Annotated in this window: 19 protein-coding genes; 9 read left to right on the forward strand and 10 right to left on the reverse strand. The window is 33.2% G+C overall.

From position 1 onward, the window contains the following. Positions 1-586 precede the first annotated feature (586 nt). On the reverse strand, positions 587-1,147 hold the full coding sequence (locus DK861_RS12830; protein WP_109400357.1) for an Ail/Lom family outer membrane beta-barrel protein: 561 nt from the start codon (positions 1,145-1,147) through the stop codon (positions 587-589). Positions 1,148-1,404: 257 nt separating this feature from the next. Next, positions 1,405-1,746, reverse strand: a complete 342-nt coding sequence (locus DK861_RS12835; protein ID WP_109400358.1) for a DUF4377 domain-containing protein — start codon at positions 1,744-1,746, stop codon at positions 1,405-1,407. Between the two features lie 347 nt (positions 1,747-2,093). Between DK861_RS12835 and zntB the strand changes: the two genes are divergently transcribed. Then, the gene (zntB, locus tag DK861_RS12840; RefSeq protein WP_006536999.1) at positions 2,094-3,077 is read left to right on the forward strand and encodes a zinc transporter ZntB; all 984 of its coding nucleotides are present in this window, start codon (positions 2,094-2,096) and stop codon (positions 3,075-3,077) included. Between the two features lie 307 nt (positions 3,078-3,384). On the opposite strand, the gene ttcA is transcribed toward zntB, so the two are convergent. Then, positions 3,385-4,308 (reverse strand): tRNA 2-thiocytidine(32) synthetase TtcA, encoded by a 924-nt coding sequence (gene ttcA / locus DK861_RS12845; protein WP_006536998.1) that lies wholly within the window; start codon positions 4,306-4,308, stop codon positions 3,385-3,387. A gap of 552 nt (positions 4,309-4,860) precedes the next feature. After that, positions 4,861-5,502: a leucine efflux protein LeuE gene (gene leuE / locus DK861_RS12850; protein WP_109400359.1), complete on the reverse strand. Its 642-nt coding sequence runs from the start codon at positions 5,500-5,502 to the stop codon at positions 4,861-4,863. A 933-nt stretch (positions 5,503-6,435) separates the two neighbouring features. Between leuE and DK861_RS12855 the strand changes: the two genes are divergently transcribed. From DK861_RS12855 to DK861_RS12870, 4 genes are all read left to right on the forward strand, one after another. Then, on the forward strand, positions 6,436-6,972 hold the full coding sequence (locus DK861_RS12855) for an Ail/Lom family outer membrane beta-barrel protein (protein ID WP_109400360.1): 537 nt from the start codon (positions 6,436-6,438) through the stop codon (positions 6,970-6,972). 334 nt (positions 6,973-7,306) lie between these two features. Further along, positions 7,307-7,846 (forward strand): Ail/Lom family outer membrane beta-barrel protein, encoded by a 540-nt coding sequence (locus DK861_RS12860; RefSeq protein ID WP_109400361.1) that lies wholly within the window; start codon positions 7,307-7,309, stop codon positions 7,844-7,846. A 193-nt stretch (positions 7,847-8,039) separates the two neighbouring features. Next, complete coding sequence (locus DK861_RS12865) at positions 8,040-8,495, forward strand: GNAT family N-acetyltransferase (RefSeq protein WP_109400362.1); 456 nt, start codon at positions 8,040-8,042, stop codon at positions 8,493-8,495. A 171-nt stretch (positions 8,496-8,666) separates the two neighbouring features. Further along, complete coding sequence (locus DK861_RS12870; protein WP_109400363.1) at positions 8,667-8,948, forward strand: hypothetical protein; 282 nt, start codon at positions 8,667-8,669, stop codon at positions 8,946-8,948. Positions 8,949-9,056: 108 nt separating this feature from the next. Here the strand turns inward: DK861_RS12870 and DK861_RS12875 are convergent, their stop codons facing one another. Both DK861_RS12875 and cls read right to left on the reverse strand, forming a co-directional pair. Further along, positions 9,057-9,380: an HI1450 family dsDNA-mimic protein gene (locus DK861_RS12875; RefSeq protein WP_006536991.1), complete on the reverse strand. Its 324-nt coding sequence runs from the start codon at positions 9,378-9,380 to the stop codon at positions 9,057-9,059. A 115-nt stretch (positions 9,381-9,495) separates the two neighbouring features. Then, positions 9,496-10,956, reverse strand: coding sequence for a cardiolipin synthase (gene cls, locus DK861_RS12880; RefSeq protein WP_072062521.1), 1,461 nt, complete (start codon positions 10,954-10,956; stop codon positions 9,496-9,498). 305 nt (positions 10,957-11,261) lie between these two features. On the opposite strand from cls, the gene DK861_RS12885 reads away from it, so the two are divergent. Then, positions 11,262-11,444, forward strand: coding sequence for a YciY family protein (locus DK861_RS12885; protein ID WP_036913581.1), 183 nt, complete (start codon positions 11,262-11,264; stop codon positions 11,442-11,444). 112 nt (positions 11,445-11,556) lie between these two features. Then, a complete protein-coding gene (tonB, locus tag DK861_RS12890) occupies positions 11,557-12,270 on the forward strand; it encodes a TonB system transport protein TonB (RefSeq protein ID WP_109400364.1) in 714 nt (237 codons plus the stop codon). Positions 12,271-12,416: 146 nt separating this feature from the next. On the opposite strand, the gene yciA is transcribed toward tonB, so the two are convergent. After that, entirely contained in the window at positions 12,417-12,848 is a 432-nt protein-coding gene (gene yciA, locus DK861_RS12895) for an acyl-CoA thioester hydrolase YciA (RefSeq protein WP_006536988.1), read from the reverse strand. Between the two features lie 193 nt (positions 12,849-13,041). Further along, complete coding sequence (locus DK861_RS12900; protein ID WP_109400365.1) at positions 13,042-13,695, reverse strand: septation protein A; 654 nt, start codon at positions 13,693-13,695, stop codon at positions 13,042-13,044. A 296-nt stretch (positions 13,696-13,991) separates the two neighbouring features. Here DK861_RS12900 and DK861_RS12905 point away from each other — a divergent pair, with 296 nt between their 5' ends. Further along, positions 13,992-15,812 carry a SulP family inorganic anion transporter gene (locus DK861_RS12905; protein ID WP_239452181.1) on the forward strand — a complete coding sequence of 607 codons (1,821 nt, stop codon included), beginning with the start codon at positions 13,992-13,994 and terminating at the stop codon, positions 15,810-15,812. Between the two features lie 119 nt (positions 15,813-15,931). On the opposite strand, the gene DK861_RS12910 is transcribed toward DK861_RS12905, so the two are convergent. Continuing rightward, positions 15,932-16,705, reverse strand: a complete 774-nt coding sequence (locus DK861_RS12910; RefSeq protein ID WP_109400366.1) for a YciC family protein — start codon at positions 16,703-16,705, stop codon at positions 15,932-15,934. A gap of 432 nt (positions 16,706-17,137) precedes the next feature. Between DK861_RS12910 and ompW the strand changes: the two genes are divergently transcribed. After that, entirely contained in the window at positions 17,138-17,773 is a 636-nt protein-coding gene (gene ompW / locus DK861_RS12915; protein ID WP_006536979.1) for an outer membrane protein OmpW, read from the forward strand. A 662-nt stretch (positions 17,774-18,435) separates the two neighbouring features. Here ompW and DK861_RS12920 read toward each other — a convergent pair. Further along, on the reverse strand, positions 18,436-18,750 hold the full coding sequence (locus tag DK861_RS12920; RefSeq protein WP_109400367.1) for a BON domain-containing protein: 315 nt from the start codon (positions 18,748-18,750) through the stop codon (positions 18,436-18,438). Between the last annotated feature and the right edge of the window lie 74 nt (positions 18,751-18,824).

Raw genomic sequence — 18,824 nt, forward strand, 5'->3', positions numbered from 1 at the left:
AATTAAGCTAATATAAACATTTTAATTTAGTAATAAAGTCATTGAGTATAAATAATACCTCAAGATTAAAATTTATTTTGAGGTGTTTTTTTATTCTATTATCAATAGTAAAAATGAAAATATTTTAATTTATAAATTGATATATTGTTAGTCGATAAGCTAAGAAAATAAAAAAGTATAAAAAAGAACCCCTTTAAAAAGGGGCGTAGCAAAATAAAGCAGGATGATTTATTGTCTGGATATAAATTATATTCTTTATGCTCTATTTGCACGTTTTTTATTGTGTCTAACTGTTACAGTGGTTAATAAAATATTTATAAAAAAAATCCCTCTGTTATAAAAACAGAAGGAGACTCAAAAGGAATAAACATTGCAGAAAAGATGTTAATACATTTTTGCCACTTTGTTTTGACTAATTGTGCAATGTGTTCGATGTTAAATATTATATTTCATATTATTTATAGGTATAATCCCTTAAAGATGATAAAAAATGATAAATTTATTATTATATTTAAGCCATTTATAGATAAAGCTACCTCTTGGCTTCGATGCATTGTTAAATTAAATTATAGTTTATAAGGGCACTTTAAAAGCGATAACCTAAAGATAATTGTATACTATTTAATTCAATATGGCGTTTGTTTGCAGTGGTATCGGAATAAAGATAGCCAAAGTTAATTGCAACCTCTTTTATGGGGTTATAATCGATGCCTATTTGGCCAATAACACTTGTTGTATCCACTCTATGCGTGTCTGTAGTATTTATTTCAGGGTGAAATTTATCTTCTTGGTGTTTTAATTTATTGGGCCCCATTTGGGCATAAATAGAAAATTTAGGTGTTATTCTATAAGTAGGGCCGATTAATAGAGCGGTAGTTTTAGTTTTATATTGTTTTATTGATGGAGTGATAAAACGAGGATCTTTAAAGGGTTCTTTATGGTTTGAATTTAAATAGAGTAGAGAAATTAATAAACCCCAAGCATTTCCTGTTTCATAACGATAATTGATTATAGGGCCTTTGGCGGTATCTCCTTTTAGTTTTCCATAAATATAGCCACTATAGACAGTATGTGATTCATTGTAGGCATATAATGTAGAAGAGTAAGGTAAAACTAAGCTAATTAAAATAATTATTAATTTATTCATTATAGAGGTTCTATGTTGATGTAAAGAACTCTATTTTTAGTAAGTTTAAGCACAATTTCAATGTTAATTGATTGAAATTACTCTTAAAAAAAATTAGCAGACTTATCTTTAATGCATAATAAAAATGAGATTACATAAATAGCTCATTAATAAGTTTATTAATTTGTAAATAAGCAACTATTAGAAGAATAATATTAATAGATGAATTACTCACAATAGCGAATATAGCCTATTGTGAGTTTGAGTTAAGTAAAAAATTACTTTTTATCGACAATTTCTACCAGTGTATATTTTACACTAGGTGCATCAGCTGGTGGATTAGGAATATCTGTAACATTTACTTTTAATGTGTATTCAGTACCCGCTTTATATTCAAAACCTTCAATGTTTTGATAGAAAAGGGACCATTCGCCTGAAGGGAGTTCTTTCACCTTCATGCATTTCATTGGTGCAACACCGACACAGTCATAAAGTTGTGAATCGACCAGAAGTGTTTTTGTTGTATCAGAAGTAGAGGCAGAATTAGCACTTTCAGTCGATGTTGCATCATTGCATCCGGCTAAAAGCAAAAATAAAGGAATAGCGAGAAATTTTTTCATATTGATGACCTTATTTTTAGGTTGCAATAAATGTATAAGATAATATTTAGTATACACTAGGGATCTAATTATTATAAATTACAGTAGATAAAATTTTTCCTATAAATAAAGTAAGTTACCTATAGATATTTCTAGTATTAATATACTAATGTAATTCTCCGAATTGGATTTAGTGTAATAATCCTAAAGTAGGAAATATAAATAGAAGTTTTAGATTAATTATACAAAAATAGTGTTGATATACAGTGAATTAGAAAAAAGTATAAAATAACATATTGAAAAATAATTAAATAAAGAGACGATTAATTAATCTATAGCGACTAAAGCAAGAGTATGGAGGAAACTAAGTGAAAACAATTAATGACTCTATTTTGCAAGATTCAGATGCAATTTATACCACACAACTTGATGGTCATGGTGGGGTAATAGAAATAACAGCAGATACAATTGCTACAAACAATAATCCTTATTGGATACATTTGGACTATCGTAAGCCACAAAGTGCGAAATGGATAGAAGAAACAGAATTACTTCCTCCTATTGCGAAAGATATCTTACTTGCAGAGAATGTTAGACCAAAAGCACAACGCATTGGTGAAGGTGTCGTCATCAATTTGCAAACAATTAATAATAATCCTAATGATAGGCCTGATGAACTAGTCGCATTCAGAATTTATATTAACAGCCAAACAATTGTTTCGAGTCGTCATCGTCGAGTTAACTCGGTGGATTCTGTTATTCATACCTTAGAGTTAGGCAGTGGGCCGGAAAGTAGCGGTGATTGGCTTATAACTATGGCAGATGCTGTTACTGATGAAATAGGTGAATTTGTTGAAACTTTACATGATCAATTAATTGAACTCGAAGATATGATCCTCGACCAACAAATACCAGCAAGAGGTGAACTTGCATTATTAAGAAAACAATTGATTGTTTTACGGCGTTATATGGCCCCGCAACGAGATGTATTCTCAAGACTCTCCATTGAAAAATTACCGTGGATGAGTGATAGCGATCGGGTTACGATGTTAGAAATCTCAGAAAGACTTTCTCGACGTTTAGAGGATTTGGACAGTAGTATTTCTCGTACGGCAGTGATTGCTGATGAAATAACATCAATGATGGCTGATGCAATGAATCGACGTACTTATACTATGTCATTAATGGCGATGTTATTTTTACCAACAACTTTTCTAACAGGGCTATTTGGTGTCAATTTAGGCGGGATCCCTGGAAATGAACTTCCTTATGGTTTTGCCATTTTTTGTTTATCTCTCTTTGTTTTGATTGTGATTGTTACTTGGTGGTTAAAACGTAGCAGGTGGTTGTAAATTTTCAGAAAATTAATCGTAACTAAATGGATTTAAAAAAGAATTCTCTAACCCTGTTTGAGATATATCAATTTTTTAAAATAGAACATCTGGCATTATAACTCTCGCAGGTGAATACAACGTTGAGCGATGAACGTTGTGCTCCATAATTGTAGTTTTTCTCATATTGAGTTCTTAATACAGAATAATTGACCATTATTACACCGATGTTTATTAACATCGGTTTTTTTTTGCTTAAACTTATTATTGGCGATTATTTGGTCATAAAAATCCTAAGCCTTGAATACAAGGCTTAGGAGATAGTCGATTATTTCACTTCAACAATATCGAGTTTGTTTTGACTAAAGTCAGGACGTTCATCATCTTCGTCTTGGAACATCACTGGAACGGTTGGAATATCGTCTTTATCAAAAGCTAAGTCGCCACCATTAATGACTTCATCACCATGTTTGATATTCACAAAATCAAATAATTGAGTATCACATAAGTGTGATGGAACAATGTTTTGTGTTGCTCTAAACATGGTTTCGATACGACCAGGGTAACGTTTATCCCAATCTCTTAGCATCTCTTTAATAACTTGACGCTGAAGGTTAGGTTGTGAGCCACAAAGATTACATGGAATAATTGGAAATTGTTTAGCTTGTGCGAAACGCTCAATATCTTTTTCACGAGCATAAGCAAGAGGACGAATAACGATTTGTTTGCCATCATCACTCATTAATTTAGGTGGCATACCTTTAAGCTTGCCACCATAGAACATATTTAAAAATAATGTTTCTAAAATATCATCACGATGGTGGCCTAAAGCAATTTTAGTCGCACCAAGTTCTGTTGCTGTGCGATATAAAATACCACGACGTAAACGTGAGCATAAAGAGCAGGTTGTTTTACCTTCTGGAATAATATCTTTAACAATTCCATAGGTATTCTCTTCAACAATTTTATATTCCACACCAAGTTCATTTAAATACTCAGGTAAAATATGCTCAGGGAATCCGGGTTGTTTTTGGTCTAAATTGACTGCAATAAGTGAAAAATTAATTGGCGCACTTTTTTGCAGATTCATTAGGATAGAAAGTAGCGTGTAACTATCTTTACCACCAGAAAGGCAGACCATGATTTTGTCGCCATCTTCAATCATATTAAAGTCAGCGATAGCTTGCCCAACATCACGGCGTAAGCGTTTTTGTAGTTTGTTGAAATTATATTGCTCTTTTGGGATGCTCATTTTTTACGGTTCTATATCGTTGCTGATTATTCTGTAACTTGCTAACCAAGGCTTTGTTCTTCGGTATCTTGGATACCTTAACAATATGATAAATCAATAAAATATTTTATAGATTCAAATAATAAGTTGTGTGAAAAACAAAGTTATTTATGGCAAGAATATGGATAAGTCGCCAATGATACCAGATGGTAGGGTAGTTTCGATATAGATAACTACAGTTAAGCGATTTCAAGGCGGTAAAAAGTAATAATTTTATACACGGAATAAGGCTATTACTTTTTGTATCACGCGACGATTATTGATAGATATAAACCTTAATAAGGCATCGTTAGTCGTTCACGTAAAATAGCATTTTTCTACGTTCAGCGGTCAATTGTGACAATTCATCATCAGAGAAAAAATTAAGACATTTTGAGGGCAACACTCAACATAAGCAGAGCCTTGTTCTCTATGATTACATAAATCACATTTAATGATATCAATTTGAAATTTCTGACCAAGCTCTAAATTATTTCGATTACCGTCTCTTTAATGGATATCTGTCACCAAAAATTATGATGATAATGTTGCTAATTTAGTTGCGAACCCCATAAAGAAAAGCCCGATAACACCATTACCTAATTTAGCGATATTTTTACGTGAGCCAAAGAAACGGGCAAGGGCTACACCACCAAATATTAGAAAAGAGAGATAGATAAAACTAAATGCTTCAAGCATGGAAGCGAGGATTAAATAAGATAATCCAGTATGTGCATAATTAAAATCGATAAATTGAACAAAAAATGAAATATAGAATAGAATCGCTTTAGGATTAGTCATACTTAATGTAAGTGCTTTTCTAAAAACGTGTTTCTGTACTGTTGTTGTTTGTTCTGAATGTACTTTTTTGGAGAAAAAAGTGGCATGGATAATTTTTATTCCTAAATAAAGGAGGTAAAAAGCACCTAAAAAACGAACAATAGTAAAGAGTATAGGAGAGGCTTTTATAACAGATGCGACACCGATAAAAGCGAGAAAAATCAAAATCGCATCACCTAAAAACACACCAAATGCAGCACGATACCCGTCACGAACACCGCCTGATGCGCTTGTTTTTAGCACATAGAGTGTATTAGGGCCAGGAACGAGGATAATAAAAAACATGCCTGCAAGGTATGTCCAGATATTGAGTACACCAAATTGTTCAAGCCACACGTTAACCCCCAATCCTACTTTCTCTGTATTACTTAATGAATTGCTATTATATAAAGAGAATCCGCATTATTTAAACGCATATTTTCACTCAGATAGAAGATAAATGTTTGATGCTTACTGCTTTCTGTTTGAAACAGTACCCTGTTAATACTTCAATGGATTACACCCTGTTATGAGCATTTAAAAAGATCTACTTTTCTTCTGTAAAGAGAGTAGGTCTCTTAAGTTAACTAGATTATATTTAACTTTTTATTATACAGTGTTTATGTCGAACAATGATGATAAGGGAAATGCAATGTTAAAAGTCATTGCTTAAGATTTTATTAAAACAGAAGCATTACTAGGGAAATTGTAGAGTCGAATAACAAACTGATTTCTCCTTGTAGAAAAGAATTTTTTAATTTATGCCTGCTAAGTTTTTGGTTAAAAATGCAACTTGCTAATAATATATGAAAGGAAAAGCCACTTATAGAGTGGCTTTTTTATACACATTAATATTAATAAGGTTATCTATCTTAGATACCAGATTAAAAATACACTTAAATATTAATCAATATCATATAGGTTAAGACAAATTAATTTTACTTAGTAAGTGTCTTTTATTTTACTGATTAGTAACCAATAGAATTTCAATCGAAGCTTTAATCATATTTAAATTACGGCTGAAACTAATGATAAATTGAAATTACTTCTTTTTTAATAACGTTATGATCTTAATATTTGCTTAGTAATAGTGAAAAATAAGGTAAGTTTATTGTTAGAGCGGATGGTCTTTTAATTATCAATTTAATCATAAGAATTTCTTTATAAAAATTAATTAATAACGTATTATTTATAAATAAAATTTATTGAGCATTAAACTCAATTTGATAAGAAAGCTAAATTCTATTTTAGTTCCTTTTTCTATCCTTTGCTTTTATATAGAGAATAAAAATGAAACGTAATTTATTTCTGTCTACTTCGTTGTTAGCTATTTCTACACTTTCTTTTAATGTACAAGCCGCGTTAGATAATACTTTATCAGTGGGGTATGCTCAAAGCTCAATTAAATTGAATGATGATAAAATAGATGATAATCCTAAAGGGATTAACTTTAAGTATAATCATGATTTTGATAATGATTTGGGAGTTATTGGATCACTGACGTATACAAAATTAACCTATAATTATTATAGTCGTTGGGGAAAAATTGGTTCAAGTGAAATTGACTATGTTTCATTAACGGCTGGTCCTAGTTATCGTTTTAATGACTATTTTAGTGCATATGGTTTAATTGGTTTTGGTCACGCTAGTCAAGAAGATAAATATTATTATGCTAATGATACATACAGCAAAACATCCGTTGCTTATGGATTAGGTTTACAAATTAATCCAATTCCAAGCGTAGCAATAGATGCATCTTATGAGTATTCAAAATTTGATGATGCAAAATTTGGTACTTGGGTATTAGGTGTTGGTTATCGTTTCTAATTTCAAGTTAATAAATAATATTGTTAAAAGGTCACGTAACGTGGCCTTTTTATTTTTTATAAAATATAAATTAAATAATATTAAAATAAATCATTTTGTTTAATTTTAAAATCTATTCACCTTCATTTTTCAAATAAATATTTTATTTATTTACCTTTATTTGGATGGTTCTCTTTATTATTTTTCCATTAAAATTAAATTATTTATATAAGTTTTACTTTGATTTATTATTTTGAGTGGAAGCAGCGATTTATAGTGTTGAATTAATTGCAATTTAAACTATTTTTATTGCTGTTTCTTATTTTATTAACTAAAGATAATATTGAGATATATAATGAAAAATAAATTATTATTACCAATTACAGCAATTTTCTTATCAATAACGGCATTTAATGCATCTGCTACATTGAAAAACACATTGTCTATAGGCTATGCACAAAGTCAGATAAAAGTAGATGGCGAGAAGGTAGATGAAGATCCTAAAGGATTTAATATTAAGTATGATCGCAAGATAAATAATGATTTTGGTCTTATAGGTTCATTTGTTTATAATAATAAAAAATATAATTGCTATGATAATAATGATAAAAATGTAGGGCATACTGATGTAGATTATTATTTATTTTCGGTTGGACCAAGTTATCGTTTTAATGAATATATTAATGCGTATGGTTTAATCGGTACCAGTGTTTTTAATGCTAATTATAAAGCTCCCTCTGAAGAACAGCATGAAAACAAAGTATCTATAAGTTATGGATTAGGTTTACAAATCAATCCAATTCCAAATGTAGCCATCGATGCATCTTATGAATACTCAAAATTAGATGATATGAAATTTGGTAGTTGGGTGTTAGGTGTTGGTTATCGTTTCTAATTTTAAGTTAATAAATAGTATTTTTAATAGGTCACGTAATGTGGCCTTTTTATTAATATAAATGTTTATCGCTATATTTGAGATGTAACTTATCAAAATGCATTTAATATACACTAAATGTGTTTTTTTTATTCAGGTTGCTTGACTGTCGATAAAGGATCTTTATGATGCCATATTTTATATAGAGGAAAATATGTTAACTGTAATAAAAGCAGAACCTTCGCACTATAATGAAATGATTGCGGTTTGGGAATCGTCAGTTAGGGCTACACATACATTTTTGTCTGAAGATATCATCTTCTCGCTTAAAAAAGATATTGTAGAACACTATTTTCCAATGCTTAATACATATGTTGCGATAGATAATAATAATATTATTCACGGGATTTTAGGCACAGCAGAAAATAAGTTAGAAATGCTATTTGTTGATGCAAATTCTAGAGGGTATGGTTGTGGAAAGTTGCTTACAACTTTCGCGATAAATACACTGGATATTGATGAGCTAGATGTCAATGAGCAAAATCTTCAAGCGATTGGCTTTTATCTTTATATAGGATTTGAGCAAGTAGGGCGTTCAGAATTAGATGGACAAGGCAATCCTTTTCCATTGCTACATTTAAGATTAAATAAAAATAAGTATAAATACTAAACAAAGAGATGTTAAAGATATAAAATAGGGAGAAAAGTAAAAACTCTCTTTATTTATCTTATGCAAGTAATAATTATCCACTTAAACTTGATTTATATCGTGATAACTTATCTACTTTAATGAAATAATTTTTTCATAATTAAATAAATCTAACACAATAGTGGAATAGTTATGAAAAAAACCTTAATTGTTATTTTCTCTTTATTTTTATTACCCTCTTGCTCTGAATCACAAGAAAATAAAGTTATTGAATATTGTATGGATACATTAAATATCTATAGTAATGTGAGCAAAGATCAATGTTTGTGTTTTTATAATGAAGCAAGTGATAAATTTTCTTCAACTGAAATAGATAGAATGGTCAAATCATCGCCAATAAAACAAGAAAGTACACTGACAAAAGAAGGCACCATGTTTTTAACTATCGCACATTCATCTAAATGCTTCGAGTAACAGATATTACGTGTAATACCTAACAACAGTGTGGCTGTTCCTCGCCCACATTAGGCGAGGGTTTACGGCGGATTTTGCTAAAAGATAAGCAGGTGAAGAGACAAGAGATCATGATTTCCAAATAATATGGAACATAGGTTGTAGTGGATCACGACTAATTAGAACACGACCAAAAATATCATCAATATCAGAATCATCGTCTGGAGCGAGACCAATAATCACTTCGCTAAAACGGGCTGATGTGACAGGTAGGCCAACAATAAATTGCCAATCATTACCTAATGGAACTACTTCAGCAGCACCTCTTTCTTCAAATTGCAGGTTAAACAATAATTGGTCTGCAACATCTAAATTATCAGCTGCTTGGGCTAAAAATAGATCATAAGCTTGTTCTAAAGCGTCGTCTTCACTTATTAAAGTTGGTTCATTCATGGTAATGCCTGTCTATTATTTCAATCATTATCGCGTTAGTGGTATCGCATTTTTACTAATTTAGCACCGTTATATCTTATCAGTTCTTAGTAGTCTATTGATTATAACATTTCTGTTATAACAGAGGACTAAAGAAATAGCAGATGCGCTCTAATACACGATTTAAGAAGGGACGTTTTTCCCATTCATCCATGGTTAATTCTGTTGAGCGTGCAATATAATCATATTGCACGATGCTTAAATCACTTCCAAAACCTTCATCATCAATGACAACGGTAATTTCAAAGTTTAACCATAGGCTACGCATATCAAGATTAACTGAACCTACCATACTGAGTTGTCCATCAACCATCACACTTTTGGTATGTAATAAACCATCTTCAAATTGAAATATTTTAACACCTGCTTCTAGCATTTCTGTAAAGAAAGAACGGCTTGCCCAACGCACAAGGAAAGAGTCATTACTGCGAGGAATAATAATACTGACATTAACTCCTCGCATCGCAGCGGTTGAGATTGCATGAGCCAGATCATCGCTAGGTACAAAATATGGTGTTGTGAGTACCAGCTCTTTTCTTGCAGAGTAAATCGCTGTAATAAGTGATTGCTGAATTAGTTCATCAGGAAATCCTGGGCCTGAGGCAATGATTTGTGTTGTATGACCACTTTCTTGTTCACAAGGCATAATATTGTCATCAGGAGGAGGAGGTAAATGGCGCTCACCCGTTTCCATTTCCCAGTCAAAAGCATAAATCATACCTAATGTTGTAGAAACAGGGCCTTCCATTCTTACCATAATATCAATCCATTGACCTACTCCGGAATCTTGCTTGAAATAACGAGGGTCAACCATATTCATACTTCCTGTATAGGAAATGTAATTGTCGATCAATACGATTTTTCGATGTTGACGCAAATCCATGCGGCGTAAGAAGAAACGGAATAAATTAACATGCAGTGATTCAACGAATTCAATACCTGCGGCTCTCATTACATCTGGGCCATTAGTACGGAAGAAATTCCAACTACCTGCGGAGTCAACCATGACTCTGCATTTTACACCGCGTTTAGCGGCTCTGATTAAGGCATCGGTGACTTCATCGACTAAACCACCTGATTGCCAAATATAGAAGACCATTTCAATGTTATCACGAGCGTTATTAATATCGCGTGTAATTGAATTTAGCGAATCTTCACAGGTAGTTAACAGTTCAATTTTGTTACCTTTAACGCCTCTAATACCCTGGCGTTTAGCGGTTAATTGGAAAAGAGGGGTTGCAATATCGCTCGTACTTGTAGCAAAGATATGTTTACATTTTCTCAAGTCTTCAAGCCACGCAACAACAGAAGGCCACATCTGTTTAGCATGTTCAACGCGTCGTTTTCCTAGGTGTAATTCACCAAAAGCAAAATACGCAATAACTCCGACTAATGGCAGAATATAGATGATTAATAACCATGTCATTGTTGATGTAACCGGTCGTCGGTGCATTAGGACACGAAATGTGACCCCTGCAATTAATAGCCAATAGAAGAAAAAGGTTAGCCAACTCAATACAGTATAAAATGTTGTCATAGTAGAGCTATTTTCCGTTGAAAATGAATTGCATGGATATGCTAAAGGCAATTTACTAAAAATAGTTCATTATTTTTGTTATTTGCCGAATGTTGTTATTAAATCAGGATTATTATCTCTGTCAAATCTCTTTCTTAAGAGATAAGTATTAAATAAGTAATAAGATACAACTCTTTATTCATTTTTTCTCTGTGAGAAATGCTTAAATGCTGGGTGAAATTTAAGCAAACCATAAATCCCCCCTTGGATCACAAAATGAACGTCTTATAATAGTCCACTTATTCGAAAAAATAGGTGCTGATAGTATGAGACACAGTAGGACTGAAGTAGCTCGTTGGCGAATGATGAGACAAGCTATACGTAAACGACGCCGATGGCTAGAAGGGCAATCTCGCCGTAATTTCCGAATTTATAAGCTGCGTAAACTTGATACTTCTAGAAAACATAGAGCACTTTTATTTGTACAACACATAGAATGGAACTCATAATTTCACTTTTTAACAGTTAATATCAATCATTTTGCTAAACCTTATTGAATATGATTGCTATTTGCATTTAAACTAGGGGCATATTTTTTCTTTAGGTGAAATAAGATCAGTTATGCGTTGGAAGCTTTGGGTACTCATATCACTTTGTCTACATGCCTCACTTGTTGCGGCTGCGATGTTATATGTTGTAGAAGATAAGCCAGTTACACCTGAGCCTATCTCTATACAGATGTTGGCATTTGCAACAGATGAGCCTGCAGGTGAACCAGAGCCTGTGGTTGAAGAAGTTATCCCGCCAGAACCTGAGCCGGTTGTTGAACCAGAACCTGAGCCAGAACCTATTCCTGATGTAAAACCTGTTATCGAAAAACCAATAGAGAAAAAACCTGAACCGAAACCAAAGCCGAAACCAAAACCTGTGGACAAACCCAAACCGCCTGTTGAGCGACCACAACCTTTAGTTGTTAATAAAGGTAATGATCTCAAAAATCTTAACCCGACGGCAAAGCCAAGCGATAAAGGCGATGAAAAACCAGTTGCAGTGGCAAGCAGTGGTGAAGGCAGAGTACCAAATGCAGTACGCCAAGGTTTACCTGAATATCCTTCGCGAGCAAGAGCTGTGGGTATTGAAGGGTCTATAAAAGTTCGTTTTGATGTTGATGCTGATGGACGAGTAGATAATGTAGAAATACTTTCTGCTGATCCTAAGAATGTATTTGAGAGAGATGTTAAAAGAGCTATGCGCCAATGGCGTTATGAAAAAATTCCTTATAAAGGAAAAGTGGTTCTTATTGAGTTTAAAATGACAGGGATATCAGCAAGCTAATCTTTATAAAGTTAGCAGTTACACAAAGCGATATTATTATTTAATACCAGATAAATAAAAGGCACTTTAATAAGTGCCTTTTTTAGTACTCAATTTTTAATCCTGTCACGCTATTAGCGCCGTAATCAAATTATCGTAATGGCGTTTTATTCCATTGTGCTTGTTAACGTAAAGTGAGCCTTACCTTCAGGTAAGCGGCGAGCTGAATTGTTCTCATCAACGGCAACGTAGGTAAACACCGCTTCTGTTGCGCGATAGCGTTGGCCGACAGGTTCTGTGGCAACTTTCTTAACCCAGACTTCAATATTAACCGTAATTGAAGAATTACCTGTTTTTAAGCAACGTGCATAGCAACAAACGACATCGCCAACAGCCACAGGTTTAAGGAAGGTAATGCCTGTCACGCTTACAGTAACGACACGACCTAACGCAATTTCTTTTGCTAAAATTGCACCACCGATGTCCATTTGAGACATTAACCATCCACCGAAAATATCACCATTGGCGTTAGTATCAGCAGGCATGGCAAGGGTACGTAAAACGAGCTCACCATTAGGCAAAGATTGTTGTTCAGTCATGAAAATAAAGTATCTGTAAATAATGTTGAAAACAAGGAGATATTTACTCGTCATACTTCAAGCTGTAGCGTTGTTGACTTCGTTTATTCGCATTAGTCACATACTGATGTATGCTCCTAGTGTTTCATTCACTTGTCGCCTAACTACACCTCGAATTATTTAGAGTACATATCCTCCAATAAAATAAAAATGATTATTCAGATTTTGAATGAGCATCATGTGATGTCGGTTTAGATGCTTGTTTTACCATATCATCTGATAATTTGTGTTCACTATTTTCTGTAGTTTCGTCTTTAGTTTGTTCTTCTGGTAAACGGTTATTCCAGATATAAACCACACTAGCGATTGTAAAGATAAAGGTTAAAATAGTTAAGCCGAAGACTTTAAAATTAACCCAAGTCTCTTCCGCTAAAGAAAATGCCACATAAATATTACCAAGAGCACAAGCAAAAAAGAAAATCACCCATGCAATATTGAGTTTCTTCCAATTTGCGGGTGGCATAGCAAGTTCTTTGCCTAACATTCTTTCCATTAACGTTTTTGGCGTAAATAACTGCATACCAATTAAAACGATGGCAAAAATGGCATAAATAGCGGTCACTTTCCATTTAATAAAATCAGCAGAATGGAAGAAGATCGTTAATGAGCCAAAAATAGTGACCACGATAGCAGTAATGAGTGGCGCTTTCTCAACTTTATGGAAAATAAGCCATGTCAAACCGACTGAGATCCACGTCGCGATAATTAATGCACCTGAAGCATAGAAAATATCTTGCCATTTATAAAAGATAAAAAACACTAATAGTGGAGCAAAATCAAGTAATTGCTTAAGCCAGCCATTTTTCATAACAGATAGGAACCTATGGTTATTAAATTCATAAACTTGGCTATTCTAATGCAAAGCGACAGAAAATGGGTAAACAATTGCATATCTTTAACGACAGAGAGTTAATTTATACAAAAAACGCTATTTTTATCTGAATTAACCCAATGAAAAATCAACGTAATTGTGTTTATGTAAAATTAAAACTCAAGCTTGAGTTATGAAAGAGGATTTAAATATAACTCTAGTATATGATTTAGTTACTCATCATTATCATCCGCCACTTTTTGATGAATGTATATTCTGATAAGAGGAAATCAATGAACGGAAAAAGAATAATAAAATGGATGCCAGGATTAGGCTTATTATTTAACTATAAGCGTGAATATTTTGGCTATGACTTAAAAGCAGGGCTTTCGGTTGCTGCCGTCGCGCTACCTGTTGCTATTGCTTATACTGAATTATTAGGCATTAATGCTATTGTTGGATTGTATGCCTGTATTTTTCCCATGATTATTTATGCATTATTTGGTACTTCTCGCCAATTAATTACGGGACCAGATGCAGCAACATGTGCCGTTATTGCGGCAGTCGTTATTCCATTATCTGCTGGTGATGAAAATACACGATGGCAACTTGCCATTATTATGACTGCAATGACGGGGTTTTGGTGTATTTTAGCTAGCCATTTTCGATTAGGGGCATTCACTGACTTTTTGTCTCGTCCTATTCTTCAAGGGTTATTAAATGGTGTGGCTATCACCATTATGGTCGGGCAAATTAGTAAAATATTTGGTTTTGACACTTCTCCAGAACACCTAATTGAAAAACTTATTGAAGTTCCATTTCGATTAATGGATGCGCATTTACCTACGGTATTGATGTCAGTGGTAACACTCGCTTTATTATTAGGTATTCGTTATTTTCGTAGCCGATGGCCAGCACCACTAATTGCTATGGTTGTAATGACTTATCTTAGCTGGCAATTTGATTTAGCAAGTTATGGTATTGCTATTGTGAATAAAGAAGCAGGAAATGTTGATCTATTTCTGCCAGTCGTGTCGATGAGTGGATTTCATCCTAGTGTATTACGAGAGTTATTGGTTCCATCTATAAACTTGGCTGTCATTAGCTTTGTGAGTTTTATGATGACAGCTCGCAGTTTTGCCAGTAAAAATGGTTATGATGTCGATGCAGATCAAGAATTAAAAGCATTGGGTATTGCCAATATTGCGGCAGCACTTTCACAAGGATTTGCTGTAAGTGCAGCAAGTAGTCGTACCGCAGTCAATGATTCTGTCGGGGGTAAAACGCAATTAGTTTCTATTATCGCAGCACTGGTTATTCTACTGGTGTTATTATTTATGACAGATTTCCTCGCCTATATTCCATTATCTTCACTTGGAATTGTGTTGATCGTCTCTTCATGGTCACTGCTGAGTATTCGTCATATTTGGTCTTATCGTAAACGTAATAAACAAGCATTTACATTGGCATCATTCACCTTGTTAGCAGTGTTATTAGCAGGGGTGATTAATGGTATAGGCTTTGCGGTCTTATTAGGCTTATTACAATTTTTACGTATTGTTTTTCGACCAAGCGATCAGCTATTGGGTATCGATGAGCAAGGAATGGTTCACTCAATGAATAAGGATAATGGTATTGAACCTATTGATGGCTTAATGATGTATCGTTTTAATTCACCACTGACTTATTTTAATGTGGGTTATTTTAAAAAACGGGTACTTCAACTTGTTGATAATGCACCTCAACGTCCAGCTTGGTTAGCAGTAGATGCAGCTGTAAGCTTTACCTATGATGATGTCAGTGTATTTGCTGCTATTGATGAACTAATACGAGAGTTGCGAATAAAAGGCGTTAAATTGGTTTTGGCAGGACGGAGAACAGAGTTAAATCGCTGGATTGAACGTAACAAAATTTCGCTCAATGAAGATGACTTGATTATTGCTCCTGATCTCTATTTTGTGATCAGACTTTATCAAAGCCGACAACAGATCAAAGAAAAACAGAAAGAAGCAAGAAAAGAAGCGTTAAAGCAAGAAGCTGAAAGCCAAGAAACAGGGAGTAATAAAACATCGATATCAGAAGTATCAAGAGAGAGTCAGACTTCAACACCTTAAGCATTCCAGCTAAGTTTATGAGTGGTAATAAATAAACAGTAAAATCCCGTGATAAGTCGTTAGCTTATACACGGGATTTTTTATCGATAAGTTTTATGGGGAGTTATGTTTTGAATAAATTAGCGCATTTGTTGCGTTGTGTATTTGTTTTCAACCAACATAAATAAACGAAATAGGTAAATAATCATCCACGCTGAAGCCATATTTTTCAGAAGGTAGAATAAGAAATTATGGATAAGATCAGGTAGTTGAATAGTTAGATTACTCACAAAACCAATGCCAAACTGCAATAAGATCCAAATACCTAAAGCAGGAATAAGTGAGCCAGATTCACTAAAGCCAATTTTCCAGCCTAAACGAATTGCACTACCCATATTTTGTTGGCGCACTAAAACAACGGGTGCTAATGCAAAACCAATAAGCAAAATGATGCCAGGAATAATCATCACCATAAAACCTGCGCTAATTAAAATAGAGCACAGAACAATTAATAAAAACATTTTTGGTAAGCGAGGTAAACATGCGTTAAATGTTTGCCCAAGAGTAACATTGTGACCAGCAGAGATTGCCATAGCGAACATCAATAAGGTGAGAACCAAGATGCTTTGCTGTAATGTTTCAAATGCATACAGTGATAACACTTTTTTGGCAATACCCACGACACTGTTTGACATTGCTTCTAACTCCGCAGGAGAAGCAGAGGAAAGCTGTGTATTTTTAAAATTAGCCACAAATTCAATCATCACTTGGTATTCTTGAGGATTGGGGCCAATTAAGACATGAATTATCGCTAAAATAACAGCAAGGATAGCGGAAAGTGTAACAATGCTACGTCGTTCATTCTTATAAAAATTCAGACTGTCTCGGTAGATTGTGCGTGCCGTGGTAGGCATGAAACTGCTCCTATAAAAAATAGACTGTGTCAATGCGCGCTATTGTACCTTCTACAACAACAAAATGGGATATTTTCTCTTACTTCTCTTATTTGGTTTTTTTCTTGTTATCAGTAATTAGAATATACTTATTATTTAAAATAAATAAAACATTATTTTAACATAAAAATAACCTTATTTTTAATTACATTTTTCAGGATATTTTTATTCAAAAATTATTAATAAAAATAAATTTAATTATAAGAAAAAATTGTATTAATCGGTAATTTGATGCAGATCAATTATAAATAATCGCATTGATAAATAATAATAAGAGAAATAACACTTTCTGCAAAAATAATTCCAAAGTTGTGATCGGTATTAGATCATAATTATCAATAAATGGTTATATTTTTAGCGGAGATTTTACTTATTACAGGAATGGGTTAAATAATGAAAAAACTTTCTGCGCTTATTTTAGCGGCTGCAACTCTTGCGCCTTCTATTTCTTTTGCTCACCAAGCAGGTGATTTCTTATTCCGTGCAGGTACTGCAACTGTTCGTCCTAATGCAGGTTCTGATAATGTATTAGGTATTGGGCATTTTGAAGCTAATAATAATACCCAATTAGGTTTAACCTTTGGGTATATGATCACTGATAATATTGGTGTTGAGCTATTAGCAGCTACTCCTTTTGAGCACAAAGTATCATTAACAAACTTTGGTGAAATTGCGACAGTCAAACATTTACCACCAACATTAATGGCACAATATTACTTTGGCAATGGTGAAGATAAATTACGTCCTTATCTAGGTGCAGGTCTTAACTTTACCACTTTCTTTGATGAAAAATTCAATTCAGCGGGTAAAGGTGCTGGTTTATCTGACCTAGATCTTAAGGATTCATGGGGCTTTGCGGCACAAGCAGGTTTAGATTATAACCTCGATAAAAACTGGATGCTGAATGCGTCTGTTTGGTGGATGAATATCGAAACGGATGTTAAATTTAAAGCAGGTGAAGATAGACAATCAATCAGCACACGTTTAGACCCATTTGTCTTTATGTTTGGTGTGGGCTACCGTTTCTAATTATTCTTTCTTTAAAAGAATGTCTTATAATGAAAAAGCGAAGTTTATCTTCGCTTTTTTTATGTTTTAAATTTGAACCAAGCCTTTCACTTTTAGATTATATAAATTCTCTGTTTTATTGTTGAATACATCATTTATGAGTAATTAAAAATAGAGATAAAACAAAAGATGTATTTTAAATATAATATTTAAACATTAATAAAAATATATCTTATATATATCTTTTGTTTTTACCTTCTTAATAAGATAAAAAAGTGTATTTTTATTTATTAAAAACCAATGGTCTTTTTATAAATAAAATAGGGTAATATATAGTTGCATTTTAAATGCAACTATATTTGGTTTTAGTGGAAGTGCTTTGTGTATCAAGAGAAAGAAATAAAAAAAGAATAAAAGAGGGTTAAGAGAAGCAATATTCATAAAAATAAGAAGATTGGTTTTTAATCATTAAATGATTAATTATTCTTTTTAATTGCCCTCTTTACGAACATTTTTTTAAGTCGAAGTGAAAATACTCTTTTTTAATCTATTTACGTTTTTTATAAAAATTGATCTGCTTTATGATAAAAGCTAATACTGAGAATGGAGTACTTGACAAAAAAAGACCACCGAAAAGGTGGTCTAAAAAGTAAGGCTAAAGGAAGACTAGAATAAAAAAGGGATCAGCGGATCACCATTGAGTTGACAACACCTTTTACGCCAGTCACTTTACGGGTTGTTTCAATGGCACGATTAGCATCCGCTTGAGAAGAAACGAAACCACTTAATTGAACTTTACCTTTAAAAGTCTCAACGCTAATTTGTGTTGAGTTAAGATTTTTTTCACCGATTAGTGCCGTTTTAACTTTGGTAGTGATCACGGAGTCATCAAAATAACCCCCAGTACCTTCTGATGTTGCAGTTGGAGAACATGCAGACAACGTAAATGCCATCAGTAATGCCGCCATAACAGCGGAGATTTTTGCCCATAGTTTCATTATCAAACTCCTTATACATTGCGTAATTAATTGAGTATCTTTGAAAAGAAAACATAAAGCGCTTTATAAAGTAT

This window comes from Proteus sp. TJ1640, assembly GCF_003144445.1.
Taxonomy (GTDB): domain Bacteria; phylum Pseudomonadota; class Gammaproteobacteria; order Enterobacterales; family Enterobacteriaceae; genus Proteus; species Proteus penneri.

Excerpts from the sequence above, each read along its gene's own strand:
- yciA (WP_006536988.1), bottom strand. The coding sequence starts at position 12,848 with ATGACTGAACAACAATCTTTGCCTAATGGTGAGCTCGTTTTACGTACC.
- DK861_RS12860 (WP_109400361.1), top strand. The coding sequence starts at position 7,307 with ATGAAAAATAAATTATTATTACCAATTACAGCAATTTTCTTATCAATA.
- DK861_RS12830 (WP_109400357.1), bottom strand. The coding sequence starts at position 1,147 with ATGAATAAATTAATAATTATTTTAATTAGCTTAGTTTTACCTTACTCT.
- ompW (WP_006536979.1), top strand. The coding sequence starts at position 17,138 with ATGAAAAAACTTTCTGCGCTTATTTTAGCGGCTGCAACTCTTGCGCCT.
- DK861_RS12900 (WP_109400365.1), bottom strand. The coding sequence starts at position 13,695 with ATGAAAAATGGCTGGCTTAAGCAATTACTTGATTTTGCTCCACTATTA.
- DK861_RS12910 (WP_109400366.1), bottom strand. The coding sequence starts at position 16,705 with ATGCCTACCACGGCACGCACAATCTACCGAGACAGTCTGAATTTTTAT.
- cls (WP_072062521.1), bottom strand. The coding sequence starts at position 10,956 with ATGACAACATTTTATACTGTATTGAGTTGGCTAACCTTTTTCTTCTAT.
- DK861_RS12870 (WP_109400363.1), top strand. The coding sequence starts at position 8,667 with ATGAAAAAAACCTTAATTGTTATTTTCTCTTTATTTTTATTACCCTCT.
- DK861_RS12865 (WP_109400362.1), top strand. The coding sequence starts at position 8,040 with ATGTTAACTGTAATAAAAGCAGAACCTTCGCACTATAATGAAATGATT.
- DK861_RS12835 (WP_109400358.1), bottom strand. The coding sequence starts at position 1,746 with ATGAAAAAATTTCTCGCTATTCCTTTATTTTTGCTTTTAGCCGGATGC.
- DK861_RS12875 (WP_006536991.1), bottom strand. The coding sequence starts at position 9,380 with ATGAATGAACCAACTTTAATAAGTGAAGACGACGCTTTAGAACAAGCT.
- DK861_RS12855 (WP_109400360.1), top strand. The coding sequence starts at position 6,436 with ATGAAACGTAATTTATTTCTGTCTACTTCGTTGTTAGCTATTTCTACA.
- ttcA (WP_006536998.1), bottom strand. The coding sequence starts at position 4,308 with ATGAGCATCCCAAAAGAGCAATATAATTTCAACAAACTACAAAAACGC.
- tonB (WP_109400364.1), top strand. The coding sequence starts at position 11,557 with ATGCGTTGGAAGCTTTGGGTACTCATATCACTTTGTCTACATGCCTCA.
- DK861_RS12920 (WP_109400367.1), bottom strand. The coding sequence starts at position 18,750 with ATGAAACTATGGGCAAAAATCTCCGCTGTTATGGCGGCATTACTGATG.
- DK861_RS12905 (WP_239452181.1), top strand. The coding sequence starts at position 13,992 with ATGAACGGAAAAAGAATAATAAAATGGATGCCAGGATTAGGCTTATTA.
- DK861_RS12885 (WP_036913581.1), top strand. The coding sequence starts at position 11,262 with ATGAGACACAGTAGGACTGAAGTAGCTCGTTGGCGAATGATGAGACAA.